12 protein-coding genes and 2 pseudogenes are annotated in these 13,275 nt (G+C 40.1%); 6 read left to right on the top strand and 8 right to left on the bottom strand.

What is annotated here, in order from left to right; all coding sequences use genetic code 11:
* The first annotated feature begins 33 nt into the window (after positions 1-33).
* The 6 genes and pseudogenes from ACQEXS_RS00195 to ACQEXS_RS00220 all read left to right on the top strand — a co-directional run.
* Positions 34-1,218, top strand: a complete 1,185-nt coding sequence (locus tag ACQEXS_RS00195) for an MFS transporter (RefSeq protein WP_427012430.1) — start codon at positions 34-36, stop codon at positions 1,216-1,218.
* A gap of 12 nt (positions 1,219-1,230) precedes the next feature.
* Positions 1,231-1,722 carry a GNAT family N-acetyltransferase gene (locus tag ACQEXS_RS00200; RefSeq protein WP_427012431.1) on the top strand — a complete coding sequence of 164 codons (492 nt, stop codon included), beginning with the start codon at positions 1,231-1,233 and terminating at the stop codon, positions 1,720-1,722.
* 216 nt (positions 1,723-1,938) lie between these two features.
* Positions 1,939-2,388, top strand: coding sequence for a thioesterase II family protein (locus ACQEXS_RS00205; protein WP_427012432.1), 450 nt, complete (start codon positions 1,939-1,941; stop codon positions 2,386-2,388).
* Positions 2,389-2,401: 13 nt separating this feature from the next.
* Positions 2,402-3,133 carry a 4'-phosphopantetheinyl transferase family protein gene (locus tag ACQEXS_RS00210; protein WP_427012433.1) on the top strand — a complete coding sequence of 244 codons (732 nt, stop codon included), beginning with the start codon at positions 2,402-2,404 and terminating at the stop codon, positions 3,131-3,133.
* Positions 3,134-3,302: 169 nt separating this feature from the next.
* Positions 3,303-3,757 (top strand): annotated as a pseudogene (locus tag ACQEXS_RS00215) (IS110 family transposase); the annotation flags it as partial.
* Positions 3,756-3,905, top strand: a pseudogene (locus ACQEXS_RS00220) (IS110 family transposase); the annotation flags it as partial. The pseudogenes ACQEXS_RS00215 and ACQEXS_RS00220, both read left to right, overlap by 2 nt.
* A gap of 253 nt (positions 3,906-4,158) precedes the next feature.
* On the opposite strand, the gene ACQEXS_RS00225 reads toward ACQEXS_RS00220, so the two are convergent.
* From ACQEXS_RS00225 to ACQEXS_RS00260, 8 genes are all read right to left on the bottom strand, one after another.
* Positions 4,159-4,614, bottom strand: coding sequence for a hypothetical protein (locus ACQEXS_RS00225; protein ID WP_427012434.1), 456 nt, complete (start codon positions 4,612-4,614; stop codon positions 4,159-4,161).
* A 68-nt stretch (positions 4,615-4,682) separates the two neighbouring features.
* On the bottom strand, positions 4,683-5,150 hold the full coding sequence (locus tag ACQEXS_RS00230) for a cold shock domain-containing protein (protein WP_427012435.1): 468 nt from the start codon (positions 5,148-5,150) through the stop codon (positions 4,683-4,685).
* A 301-nt stretch (positions 5,151-5,451) separates the two neighbouring features.
* Positions 5,452-6,105 (bottom strand): recombinase family protein, encoded by a 654-nt coding sequence (locus ACQEXS_RS00235; RefSeq protein ID WP_427012436.1) that lies wholly within the window; start codon positions 6,103-6,105, stop codon positions 5,452-5,454.
* Positions 6,106-6,143: 38 nt separating this feature from the next.
* Positions 6,144-6,608: a thioredoxin-dependent thiol peroxidase gene (gene bcp, locus ACQEXS_RS00240; protein WP_045625667.1), complete on the bottom strand. Its 465-nt coding sequence runs from the start codon at positions 6,606-6,608 to the stop codon at positions 6,144-6,146.
* Positions 6,609-6,774: 166 nt separating this feature from the next.
* Positions 6,775-7,278, bottom strand: a complete 504-nt coding sequence (locus ACQEXS_RS00245; RefSeq protein WP_427012437.1) for a bacterioferritin comigratory protein — start codon at positions 7,276-7,278, stop codon at positions 6,775-6,777.
* Complete coding sequence (locus ACQEXS_RS00250) at positions 7,278-9,473, bottom strand: site-specific integrase (RefSeq protein ID WP_427012438.1); 2,196 nt, start codon at positions 9,471-9,473, stop codon at positions 7,278-7,280. The genes ACQEXS_RS00245 and ACQEXS_RS00250 overlap by 1 nt, the downstream gene beginning before the upstream one ends.
* An 11-nt stretch (positions 9,474-9,484) precedes the next feature.
* Positions 9,485-11,833, bottom strand: a complete 2,349-nt coding sequence (locus ACQEXS_RS00255; protein WP_427012439.1) for a hypothetical protein — start codon at positions 11,831-11,833, stop codon at positions 9,485-9,487.
* Positions 11,833-13,236, bottom strand: coding sequence for a tyrosine-type recombinase/integrase (locus ACQEXS_RS00260; protein ID WP_427012440.1), 1,404 nt, complete (start codon positions 13,234-13,236; stop codon positions 11,833-11,835). The genes ACQEXS_RS00255 and ACQEXS_RS00260 overlap by 1 nt, the downstream gene beginning before the upstream one ends.
* Between the last annotated feature and the right edge of the window lie 39 nt (positions 13,237-13,275).

A 13,275-nucleotide genomic window follows, 5' to 3' on the forward strand; every position in this document is an offset into this window, starting at 1 on the left:
CTTAAAAAGAGTAAATATTGGATATTGAAATCTATGAATATTTATAGCGAATACAAAGGTCTTGGTAGAGATATCTATAGCGTTGCATATATGCGCTTTATTGTTGCAGCAGGCATGTTTGTAATGCCGATGTTAACCTTTATATTTATCGATAAGCTGGGTCTAAATACTTTGAATGCCGGGGTTCTAGTAGCCATTTGTACGAGCTCCTATATTCCTGGCTCTTTGCTGGGAGGATGGCTTGTTGACAAATATAGTGATCGATTCACGTTAATAGCTTCAATGTTTGGCGCTAGTGTATTTTGGTTTCTAAGTGGGATACTTGCTTTTGAACTAGAAATGGTCGTAACAATAGTCATAGCATTCTTATTTTTAGGAATGACAGACCCTGCCATAAATTCTTATATTGCCAATAACAGTCGTGAGGATTCTGTTAAGGGCGCTTTCAGCTTATCCTATTTGGCGAAGAATGTCGGGTTGTCTCTTGGGGCCTTAGTTTCCGGCTTTTTATTCTCTAAATATCCTAAGCTAGTCTTCTTCATTGAAGGTGGCGCTCTGGTGACCTCAGCGATAATTGGCTTTTGTCTTTTAGGTCCATCAAAGAATAATGAAGATAAATCACCCAAAGAAAAAGCAGGGGCTGAGGGATATTTAAGTCTTAAAACTGTATTGGTTCTATTTACTATTTTTATCTTAGTACTATGTTATTGTCAGACCCTTTTTACACTACCAGTCCAACTCGAAACACTCTATAAAGAAGAAAGCCCTAAACTATATGGAATAATAGTAAGTCTCAATGCTGCAATCGTATTGCTGTTCACTCCCTTACTAGCTAAAGCGACCAAAAACCTAACATCAAATCAGATTTTAGCGATTGCGTCTGTTTTCCTTGGAGTTGGCCTTGGCGCACACTATTTTTTAACTACCTACTCCTTAATACTAGCTTTTGTGTTTGTATGGACAATTGGTGAAATTTTAATTTGGAGTAACAGTCCCGTGCTAATAAATGACATGGTGAAAGACTCTGAGAGGGGAAGGGCAAATGGAATGCTATCGTCAGTCAATGCGTTAGGCTTCGTAGTTGCTCCATTATTTGGAGGATACTTCTTATCGATGTTTCAAAACGATTTGATATGGCCCGCATTAACTCTCTTATGCGGTTGTGGAATTCTTATAATATATGCCCTGTCTAATTGGCAAAAGTCAGCGACGGCATAAAGGAGTACCATCATGAATACTGAATTAGTACCGATTAGTCATCTAGATAGAATGATGTTGCATAAGATGTTCCAGTTCTATTTGTATGATATGTCTAGAGTTATGAAATGGCCTTTTTCTGATAAAGGAGATTTTGAAGTCGACTCGTCTATCGTTGATGCTTATTTCAGTGAAGAAAACCATTTTCCTTACTTCATTAAACAAAATGATATGATTATCGGCTTCTCCTTGGCCAGAAGATACCCGGGCGACAAAGATTTAATGGATATGGGGCAGTTCTATATAGCTGCTATGTATTCAGGTAATGGGCTAGGTAAATATGCGTTTGAGAAAACATTGCAAAAACACCCAGGTAATTGGCAGGTAAGAGTACTAGAAGGTAATACTCCAGCATATGCATTTTGGAAATCAACCATTAGTAAATTATCCAGCAGTTCCGTCAATGAAATCCTTGATATTTACCATGGGAAAAGGATGACTTACTTTCATTTCGAGTCTAGATGAATGAAGCAAGTTATATGCTTTCCATATCTAGGAGCTGAGATGTGCTATCAAAGGAACCTGAGTGGTCTTATGTATTCAGGTACCTCTTTTGTATACTTAGACTACCGAAACTATTACCAATTAGACAGTCCTATTGACTATTCCACCTTCGTCGATTTAATCGTAGATGACATTGTCAGGGATTCAAAAAAAAAATATTCATTCTTAGGCATTAGCATGGGTAGCACGGTTGCACTGCATGTTTTAAACAGAATGTATAATATTGGTCTTGGAGACTGCATTGATGAGATTTCTGTACTGAGTTCTAAATTTCATCTTAACAACTCATTTAGTAAATTATTGTATTCGGATTTAGCTTTAATCGAAGAACTTGAAAGGTACGGCCAGTTTTCGAGTAGTGATTTTTCTGACCCCGAAGTACTAGACTACTTTTTGACAGAAGTAAGACGAGACTTGAGAATCCTAGATTTGCTGAATTCTAATCCTGTTACTCAGGTATTCGAATTGAAGGGATGTGTTGTTACTGGAGTAGATGATAAGGCTGTTACTGAAAAGGATATAAAGAGTTGGACACAGTTTTTTCCTTCCATTAATGTCCATTCAGTGCAGGGCGGTCACTTTTTTATGAAAGACCGCGGAATGGACCTCTATGAAATCCTAAATTAACTTTGGTCAAGTAATGTTTCCAAAATTTGCCAGTACACACTCAGATTTTTTTTCTGGTATGCCTTTTGTCAAAGTTCAGACATATATGGACTTTGACAAAAGGTATTACCTCGTTGATTTGTCTTATGATATTAATGAGTACTCTGAAAGTATGTTTATGCTGTTCGGTATAGATATGCCAGCAGCCATTCAGAAGTCCGTGCGAAAAAGACAAGCAGAGTTTCTTGCTGGTCGCATTGCTGCAAGCATTGGATTGTCATCGATTGGCCGAGACAAAACTCAAGTGACAATTGGAAAAGATAGACAACCTACTTGGCCGCAAGGAATAGTTGGATCAATTAGTCATGCCAATGATCGAGCACTCTGCATCCTGTCCAGCAATACTCAAAATGTAGTTGGTATTGACGTTGAAGAGTTCCAAAGTCAGGAATTAGTGTCAGCAATAGGTGGTCATGTTTTATCTGACGAAGAGTGTCTTAAATGCGATCATTATGGTCTAGGTGATTACTTAGTTGTTTTGATATTCTCAGCTAAGGAAAGTATATTTAAAGCATACTATCCATTTGTTCGTACATACTTTGGTTTTGAAATTGCGAATTTTACTTCACTTGATGTCAGGCGAAATGTATTGCATTTTGAGTTAAATGATAACTTTGCCAGACATTACAATTTACCAAATTTTGTTGAAGTTCAGTATGTCATTTCGGATAAATACTGTGTGACGGTTGTTTTAGAACAACGCTAAAACACCTAACCTAAGCCACTGCACCTTAAACACTAAAGCCAAGTTTAAACTGAAATCGCCAAGCGTTGTGAGTCACTCTTAAATGCTTTGATACTCATTGAGCCTTCTCCTCCAACTTAGCCTCTCGACTAAGCTGGAAGGTGACGAAACCCAAAACGGAGAAGACTCTATGAGATTCTATAACAACCAGCATAACTATTACTGTGGCATTGATCTGCATGCTCGCTTACTTTACGTCTGTATTCTCGATTCACTTGGCAATAAAGTCCTACACAAGAAGATTGAGGCAGATCCCGATGCACTACTTGAGTTAATTACGCCTTATCAAGACAACATCGTCATTGGTGTCGAATGTATGCATTGCTGGTATTAGGTCAGCGATCTTTGCCTTGATTATGCGTTTGACTTTGTACTCGGTCATGCGCTGTATATGAAAGCGATCCACGGTGGTCGAAGAACGATCGTATCGATTCTTTCAAAATTGCGTTACTGCTTCGCGGCGGTAATTTCCCTATCGCCTATGTTTATCCAAAAACGATGCGAGCAACACGAGATTTGCTGCGACGAAGAACCAAAATCATGCGCCATGGCGCTGACCTCAAAGCCCACGTAGCCAACACCTCCTGTTTTTAAGACTACATATAAAAGATTACTTGCGGCAGGAAAACCCAAAAAAGTAGCCATAGTTGCCTGCATGAGAAAGATGGTTGTGATCTTAAACTCGATGCTCAGAGACGGTGTAATGTGGGATAACAATAGCGCCAAAAATTAACTATTGACGCCATAGTCTCTTGTTAGGTGAATTAGTATACAGAAAATCGGAATTCTTCTGGTCTATATGGCTCTAGGGTGCCAACACAACTCTCTTTGAAGAACTGGATTCTAGTACTAGACATCTCAAAGCAGTATTTAGGGTCAAATTTCAGCATAGCTTCATGCTGGAAACGTCTTGGAGCTAACTTTATTTCACTTTCCCATGTAATATCGTAGCCGTGCTGTTGAATCCAGAACCGAATAGCTTTTAATTACTCTTCCATAAAATCATAATTTCCGTGAGCGCGGTGCTCTAAAAGAACAGCGTTTCGAAGAAAAGCGAACTCATTATCTTTATATTCAAAGTTTGAAACCACGGCTATTGGGCAATTTCTACTCGCATTTCTCAGTTGACCATGTTTGTAAAAATCACCTGCATCCACGATTAAGTTTTGTGAAAAACACATTTCATTTGCTTGCCGAACACTCAACTCTGAAAAATCCACTTGGTGTCGTAATGCTATAGAAATCCCTCCAGCCAAACGGGTTACATCCGATAGGTCTGATTGAAATGCAAACTGATTTACAAGAAGTAGATTTAACTCTTCCCATGGCTTAATCACGTCATTTATGAACCTATTCTTGTTCATCTGCCCTCCTTCACCTAACGCCGCGTTAAGTGGTGAACAACGCCAGCCACCAAACCTAAACCATTGTGCCTTAAACACTTAAGCTAACTTAAACTGAAATAGCTAAGCGTTGTGAATCCGCCTTGAACGCCTTGTTATATCACGCCTTAATTGGTACACCATTGCATTTCACAAGGCACCCCATCTCGATTTCCATCAATTTGTACATTTGGGCAGTTTGCTAAATAAAACTTCGCCTCATTGCAGGACGTCATTTGGCTACAATGAGTCTTACCCTGACACACAAATCCCATGTTTTCGTATTCTGGTGTAGTAAACAGTTTCTCGATAGCAAAGTAGCCGAAAACGCCGATAGCTAAACCAATGAAAACAACCGACACGATAGATGTCGATGATTTATCTTTGCGTAGTTTGACACCAACAAGCGAGACATTATAGGCATTGGTTTTTCCATTACTTACTTCAACTTGAAATTCAACCTCGTCACCCACTTGAGGGCGTCTATAGCCTTTTTTGAACTTCGATATATGGACAAAAACATCACCTTGGTAGTCATCAGAGTTGATGAAACCAAAACCACGATCATCAATCCATCTAACAATTTTACCCTTCATATTTATTGTTCCTTCGAAGTGATATTGCGCTTATTAGACCACAAATTGTCGTCTTTCATCTTTCGGTAATGCCATCATTTTCATATTGACTCAACTTGTAATCAATAAGTTATGGCACATGACGGGAAGTTAGGCTGCAAGATGTCGCCTAATGACGAGAATGAACAGTTATCAACTCAATCGAATAAGTTTTAGTAGGGTAAACGCACGTCCTCTCAATTGTGCAGAGTATTTAATCTAAATGTTTTTGGGGCAAAAACGAGTTTGCGAAAAGTGAGGGACGTCAGGCAAACTAGGCTTGCTATGAGAACATGTCCACCTGAAACTCAGCTTTTTTGTTATGAAGCCCACGGGCTTCCAACCAAGAGTAGAATCGACTTCGAGAAATAGATACACCACGTTCGTTTAGTTGCCTAAGAATTTCAGCTTTGGTGGTCTTAGTGTCGAGAAGGTTCAATATAAACGCTGTATGCTCATCAAGCCTTGATTTCACCTTCTGCCCCTTCTGACGGCCAGATGATAGCCCTTTGGCCTTTCGTTTAGCGTGGCCAGCTTTAGCTCGCTCAGAGCGATTCTGGGCTTCTACAGCGCTGGCAAAAGACTGCCCAATAACTGTAAAAATGATTTCGGCATTGTCAACGTTCTCTGAGTTTATGACGGTGTCGTTGTATGCTAAATGTAGCTCACCGTATGAGGCTATTTGACCAATGGCACCTATTAGCTCCATAACTTTATGGCGACCTAACCGAGTGATATCCGATACAATGATACTTTGTTGAGAGGTGATGAGAGAAAATAACTTCCGCTCACTCAACTTTGTCTTGGTGGCAGACTCGTGCTCTTCTATCCAATCCGTTATTTGTATGCCACGTTTAGCAGCGTACGCCTTGATAGCTTCTCTTTGTGATCCGCCATCGGCTCTTTGTGAATCTGATATTCGAATGTAGCCAATCATGCCTGCCCCCAAGTTAAGAGTTAATTGCTCATGGAAGCTTATTTGCTGTTTAGGTAGTCCAATACGACTTCATGGTGATCTTTGGTCTTGAACTTGTTAAATACATGCTCAAGGTTACCAGACTCATCAATCAGGAAGCTTGTTCGTACTACCCCCATATTTTCGCGGCCCATAAATTTCTTGAGTTGCCAAACATTGTACTTTTCACAAACTGTGTGGTCTTCATCGGCTAGCAAAGTGAAGTTAAGCTCTTGCTTGTTGATAAAGTTAGTTAATTTTTGCGGTGTGTCTGGACTGATACCAAGAACAACAACATTGTGGGCATCTAACTCAGCTTTAGTATCTCGTAACCCTTTAGCCTGAACTGTGCAGCCAGGTGTTGAAGCGCGTGGGTAGAAATAGAGCAGTACCTTTTTTCCCTGAAACTCAGATAGCGTCACTGGGTTATTGTCTTGGTTATTCAGGGTAAAATCTGGTGCGATTTGTCCAGCTTCGATTGCCATTGGTTTTGTCCTTACTTTCTCAATTAATGGTATTTGGCGTAGCGTTATTCGCTACGTCCTTTTTAGTGCATTTTTATTACGTTAGAGTGTACGTTTTTATCGTTAATTTAGTGTCCTGTCTAGTGTTCACACTAAACAGTACGTTTTTTAGTTGCAGCACTAAACGCTACTTTGGTTTTCTAAATTGGGGTGCAATAACATTGTCTAAACGAGACGATACGATTTTATCCATCGCTTTCTCTCGCTGACTTTCATGTAACATCTCCATTAGTTCTTGAACGACCTTAATATGAGTGGCTGCTTGAACAGCTAACGCCTCTTTATGGCCTTGAGCTTCGTCGTAATACTCTTTTTTCTTCTTATTTGCCTGTGCTCTTTCTCCTTTGATTGTCTTTATTTTTTTTTGAAGTACTTCAATAGGGGAGTCAGAGGTTTCATCCTGATCAACTTGTACTTCTAATGATTTATTTTCTATCATTAAAACGACGTCGTTATGCCTTCTGAGTGCGCCAGGGGAAAGACCCGCTTCTTTTTCAACATTGCTTTTGTTGATTTTGAGCTTGCCCTTTCGAGCTTTATTGCGCACCTCTCTCGATGTCAACTTCGCTACATCACCATCCAACAGTCTTTCCAATGCTTTGATTAGCTTATTTTTGGTTATCTGTGACATTATGAAATCACTCCGTATGGGATAAGTAAGTTCTTAACTTCATCAGGAAAAATGACAGGCTCATAGTCGATACCTAAATCACCCATAATGCGTTCAGCTGCTTGAACTTTTATGTAAGATTCAGAGGCGGTTTGAGGGGTGAGTTCGTTGTTTTCAATATCATAAAGCATGTGGATTTCGGCTTCTTTACGCTTTGCTTCAGCAAATACGGCATCAACGATGTAATCATTCTTGCAGTCTACACATTCCATTAGGTTAACGAGCGTTCTTAAACCACAGGTGGTCGAAGTACAGTATATCCCTGGCGCAACAGCATGAATGTGTCGGTTTTGCGTTCGAATTTGCTTTTTCCAATAGGTTAGAGATAACATCTCATTATCTACTTTATCCTTGAATAAATTTCGGTCTGTTTTCATCATGTTCTTAGCAAACTCTTTGCCTTTACCTCCGGCAACCCGCTCCTTGTTTGCCAGTTTCTGATAGATATTCAAGTAGATACGGGCTTTCTGGTCGATTCTTTCTTCATCAATGGCATTGGCAAGAGTCTTTTTCTTTTGTCTAATCTTTTGGAATTTACTGGCGTTCCTAGCGTAGTGCCGGGTCATTGCCATAGACACATGACTAAATTGCTGTTTCAGTTGCGGAAAGTTACAAAGCTCGTAACCAATTAAGTAGTAAGCAAAAGAGCGGCGAAGTTGATGTCCTGTAAATTTATAATCATCACCCACTTCAAACGATAAATTTGGGTCAGATGTTTTTAGGTCAATAATGTCTTCATTGGTTAGCGCAAGTTCTTCGCCCATAGCATTTTCAAACCAAGCTTGAGAATGTTTCCCTAGTTGAATCTTAGTTACTTCACTACAGTCCTCTTTTATTTTATGGAAAAAAGATTGTGAGTCAGGATGAAGTTTTCTTAGTGGTGCATGTAGCGCTTGAAGAACTTCATACGCTTTCATGCCGATTTCGGTAGTGACAAATTCATCTTGCTTTGATTGAGAGCCTTTAGTTGTCTTTGATAGGTTGGCATGGATAACGTGTATCTTCTGTCTTTTTATTATCTCAGTCGTGCAGCCCTGAACTGTGTTTAGGTCATACATCTCATCGGCTCTCATTCCTGTTCGAGCCATTAAACCCCATAGGCAGCCACCATTGAGCTTTGTAAAAAGCGATCGAGCTTCTGTAAGTCCCGTGATTGACCATTGCCCAATTGCTAGTTGGCGTTCGGTGTGGAACTTATCAATGTAGTCGTTCTTTATCTCTGGTTTATGAAGACGTATGAGAGTAAGTGTCTCTTCTTCATTTGGAGAATTAAGCGTTGCAAAGGCTTCTTGAAAAGCAAATGTGCGCTTTGTATTTATTTTGGACGATTTCCCTAAATACCATTGAATATTACCGTTTTTTAATCTGGCTTCATCACTGACAAGATACTTGGCATAACCCTCATAAGCCTTATCAAAGTAGGTGGCGATGTATTCTGCCAATTGCTCTAGCTCATCACGTAGGGCATAAGCTTCATTAATAAGGGCTTCTGACCTTTGAAGACCAAGATAGTAGAGCCTCTGAGGAATGACGGTAAATTGCTCAGCTTCTTTGATTACTAAACCAAAGTCAGAGGCGGTAAGCTTTTTGTTTAGGTTGACTTCAAACGGCAAACCTCTGGCTTCTTTGTAGAGGCGATTGAGTCCGGTGTAAATATCAGATCTTTCAAAGTCGATGCTGGTAAAACCCGTTAGCACCCAAGTTTCGAGTTGGTCAAAATTTAAAGCCGATAAGGTGTTATACCCTTCATTTAAAAGTGGGGTAATGACTTTCTTTAGGTCTACTAATGCTTCTTTAAGAGTCGAAAATGAATGGTTATGAGGTGATAGCCACATCATTTTTAGTAGGAGGGTCTTAAGCTGATTTTTTAGGTTACGTTCAATAACTTTACCATCGAGCGTAAAATCAATGGTTAAGGTTTGCTTTGCTCTTGGCTCAAAATAAGGCTGTAGGTTTCTCCAGGCTTCATCATCACCAATTTTACCTAATGATTTACCCTTAACAGTAAAACCAATCTCAAGGCTTTCGATCTCATCCCAATCACCACGCTCAATAGCTGGCTTTAAAACATCCATTAAATAATTTGCATGAGCACCAACATTTTCTTGTGCTTTAAGAAGCTTATTTTGATGCTCTAGGTCAGTGAGTTTTATCATTTTAGCCTCCGTCAGTATATGGATAAAAGAGCGTGATCGAGATAGACTCTTGGGTGACGACCTTGGGAATTAAATCGCTTCATAGCCTCGTCATACACATCGTCACTAGCCCCGTCTAGCGTATATTCAAACTGTTCAATTTTCTCATGAATATCACTTTTCGCATTAGGGTACATATCAAGTGTTTCTTTAAGAACATCTATGTATGAAATGAGCTTATAAACAGCTTCAACGTCATCTACCGCCTTGGCTGATTGGCACTTGTAACACATATCAAATTCAGCACAAGGTAAGCTTAGGCCTACAGCATAGTTTGTTTCTCGCTGCGTGTTTTTGCCATCACTAATGGCTTGTTGCCCATTACAAGTTAGACCATTGGGGTTGGTTTTAGCATTCCCTGCTGTGCGCTTTTTTTCCCACTCATCGTGTGACAACATCGGAATGCCACGCCTTTTCACCACAATATCTTTTGCTTGCTCTAAGCTCGTTTCATCATCGAGGTTTTCAATGACCTCTATACTCTGAGATAAGATGACTTTATTTAGTAATGGATGCCCGTTAAGGTAACTTCTCTCTAACGTTTTCTTCGCGTTTTGGAGTAAGCTTTGAGCGCCTTGAATTCCACCTTCGGCATAGGCTTGGTTACTGGTCATTTCTCGCCAGCGACTCGATTGAAGAGAGATATAATAATGGTTTGGCTCAACAGACCAAGTGCGCATTAAATGTGATGAAATAGGGCTGATACCTTCCCAGTCTTTAGGGGTATTACCAACATTTCGTGCTAAAAGCAGCCGTTCATATCTCTTTGGCTGCTTGTCTGCTCTCTCTTTAGAAGATTGCTCAATATCTTTGATTAAAGCTAAATCAGAAGCTGGTACTTTAAAGAAACCACCTATGCCATTTCTATAGTTAAAATAAACGGTGACATTGCCATCACTATCTCTTTCAGAGTACGTGAGTGGAAGTAAAATACCTTTGAGTGGCAAGTCTGTATAGCAAGACAAAATACAGTAGGCGCTATTGGTTGCCCCTTGCCCTGCCTTGGCTTTGTTAGTTGCTTGTGTTTCTTTATGAACAACAGTGCGACCCAGGTGATTATCGACTTTCTTTAACGTGATTGTTTGTTGGTTTCGGTAGGCGTAAAACAGCTCTTTAAACCAAGGTAGGTTGCCAGCCCGATACGGAGATAACAGTTGTAGTTGGTTAACGAGCTTTTTATTTATCTCTTTCAAATCAAAGGTATGATTCACATCAGCGTTGTTATTGAGGGTGAAAATTAACTCAGAGCCATCTTCACTATTGCCATACAGCTTAGATAGTCGTTCGAGTAATCGAATAAACTTCACACCATCACGCTTATCAACGTCAAATTGCTCACCTACCAATAGAGCATCGACCTCTTTGTCCGCTCTGGGCTTATAGCTTGAGATTTTCACAACTTGCAGGCTCTTATCTCGCTCTTCGGTATGAACTTTAATTGGGTGGGCAATATTTCGAATGTTGCTGTCGTTCAGTGAGGTGAAATAGCACATCAAATGATATGCAGCGCCCATCGTAAGATTAAAAGCTGCTCTAGCGTTAATGTTTGTACCATTTTCACTTGTTCCGCCCCATTTAGAATCCAATGATGTAGGGATTGAAACCACTTCTTCATGTTCGCCAAGGGCAATAATAATAGGAAGCGCTTCTGGCAAAGGTGTATTGTTTTCTTTGGCGGCAATAAGCTGTGGTGCGAGAGTGAAGAATAAATGACTCAAACGTGTCACAAGAAGCTCTTCTTCTTCCTCTGAATATCCCTTATGTGACGTTTTTTCTCCTGCAAACCCCCGATGATGCAAAGCCCATGAAGATGCTGGTAAGCCACACCAATCGAGCGCATTACGAAGGGATGAGAGTGTAGCCGGAGCTGAAGATTCTTTAATACCTAGCTCATCACCATGATTGTATTCCCATAGGTGTTTTGAAGGACTAAACATCTTGATACGATGCCTTAATTCACCATCATTGCCAGCAAACTTCAAATACCCACTTTCGGTAAATGGCTCAACATTTACCGCATCACAAAAAGCAAGATAGGAACGCAAGTTATCGTAGAATCTAGTGGCGGTTCTTGCTGATTTACCATTATCGACATGTTGGTTGGCTTTCTCGCAAAACCGCCTAATAAATACTGCTCGGCTGTTTATTTTCTCATTTTCTTTGTTACACCCTAAATGCAATAAGTGAGAAACATCGAACTGCTTTGGTTTACTTAACGTCGTATTTTTATAAGGAATCGTCAGATTCAAAGGCACAACATTTTGACTATTGCGCACACGTTTAACGGAATTGGTTTGTCTGGTAATTTTACTTTTCGCCATTACGCCCAGCCTCCGTTTATTTTACGGTTTTTCGCTTTAGCCATGTTGATTTGGTCGTCAAGTTTATTCATGAACTTAATGTATTTCTCAGTGGTTGCCGTGCTTGCGTGTCCCATTAATTCTGCTAGTTCATCCATCAGGAAGTCATAGCCAACGGCACGCTTTTGCGACTCCTGCCAAAGCCAATGAGTTGCAAAGGTAGAACGTAAATCATGAATACGGTAATACCAAGAAGAGTCTACTTCACGTATCTGTTTTCGAAGGTTTGAAAAGTGCGTTTCTAAAGTGTTGCCTGAGTAGGGAGTCCCTTTATTTGAAATAAAGAGGTATTCTACGGCATCTAACACCTCACCTGACTGAACAAGCTCATTGCGCTTGTTTAGGTTCGTAAGTCGTGCGTTACTTTCTTTATATATCTCAAGTTCTTCGTACAGTTCAATGGGAATTTCTACGGTACGTTCCTTACTACCTTTTGTGCGAGTAATTTTGACTGGTACTGCATCTAAATCACTGTAGTCAGCCTTTCCTATGTCGTGAGCGGGGAAGTGAATAGCTTCGTCAATTCTTAGCCCAGCCTCGACACATAGCCGAAAGATTAATCCTGTCGCCTTTGGGAGTGAAGTTACATGTTCATTAAATAAAGCCTTGTGCTCAGGGGGCATGGGCTTTAGCTTTTTATGGGCGGGAGTGTTTTGTTTTTTGGGAAACATCTTCATGAGATTAGACGTTTCATAAGTACGGTTAGAGCCTGACTTTGTATGAGCCAACATATCGTGCTGATTTAACTCTTGATGCACTGTTCCAGTTGTGTAGTGGGTAACAACATTCTTATCGTCATTTTTGATGTAGCCGTATTTTTGCATCCACTTATAGAATCCAATAACAGCACTCATATAACTTCTAGCGGTAGATAAACTAAAAGCTTCATCGCCATTTGCACCTTCAATATTATTGCAGTTAGCAAGTAGAAACTTTGCAAATCGCCAAGGTGCACCTTCTTCTTCATACTTCGATAGGGTTTTATAAGTTAGATATTCAGGTGGTATTTCATTACCATCTTCATCAACTTGAGAGTAGTGAGTGGAATCTAAATAACGAGTAAAAGCTAACAAGCCTTTTGCAATCGACCCAGTGTCTTTGACTTTCCCTTCACCACGTAATTTATACATGAGGTATAGGGCTTGTGGGTAAACAACCGTCCCATCAGGTGCAATGATGATATCTGTTTTCTTCAGGCTGAATTCCAGTTCGGAAGGGGAAAGGTTGGGAGAGTGTGTCACCTCTCCAGATTCAGTATCGATACTCGCTGAAATTTTTAGCTTTGCTAATGTATCTACCTCGATGGAAAGCAGTTGGTAGTCATCATAAATATCAGAATATTTGTCTTCATGCGTTTCTATCACGAAACAGCCCTCAATATGTTACCCACATATCAAAGATAG

It is taken from the genome of Vibrio sp. TRT 17S01 (genome assembly GCF_050113695.1).
Classification (GTDB): domain Bacteria; phylum Pseudomonadota; class Gammaproteobacteria; order Enterobacterales; family Vibrionaceae; genus Vibrio.

Coding starts and splice junctions, on each gene's coding strand:
- bcp (WP_045625667.1), bottom strand. CDS start 6,608: ATGGCAATCGAAGCTGGACAAATCGCACCAGATTTTACCCTGAATAAC.
- ACQEXS_RS00250 (WP_427012438.1), bottom strand. CDS start 9,473: ATGATAAAACTCACTGACCTAGAGCATCAAAATAAGCTTCTTAAAGCA.
- ACQEXS_RS00230 (WP_427012435.1), bottom strand. CDS start 5,150: ATGAAGGGTAAAATTGTTAGATGGATTGATGATCGTGGTTTTGGTTTC.
- ACQEXS_RS00210 (WP_427012433.1), top strand. CDS start 2,402: ATGTTTCCAAAATTTGCCAGTACACACTCAGATTTTTTTTCTGGTATG.
- ACQEXS_RS00205 (WP_427012432.1), top strand. CDS start 1,939: ATGGGTAGCACGGTTGCACTGCATGTTTTAAACAGAATGTATAATATT.
- ACQEXS_RS00235 (WP_427012436.1), bottom strand. CDS start 6,105: ATGATTGGCTACATTCGAATATCAGATTCACAAAGAGCCGATGGCGGA.
- ACQEXS_RS00245 (WP_427012437.1), bottom strand. CDS start 7,278: ATGTCACAGATAACCAAAAATAAGCTAATCAAAGCATTGGAAAGACTG.
- ACQEXS_RS00255 (WP_427012439.1), bottom strand. CDS start 11,833: ATGGCGAAAAGTAAAATTACCAGACAAACCAATTCCGTTAAACGTGTG.
- ACQEXS_RS00195 (WP_427012430.1), top strand. CDS start 34: ATGAATATTTATAGCGAATACAAAGGTCTTGGTAGAGATATCTATAGC.
- ACQEXS_RS00200 (WP_427012431.1), top strand. CDS start 1,231: ATGAATACTGAATTAGTACCGATTAGTCATCTAGATAGAATGATGTTG.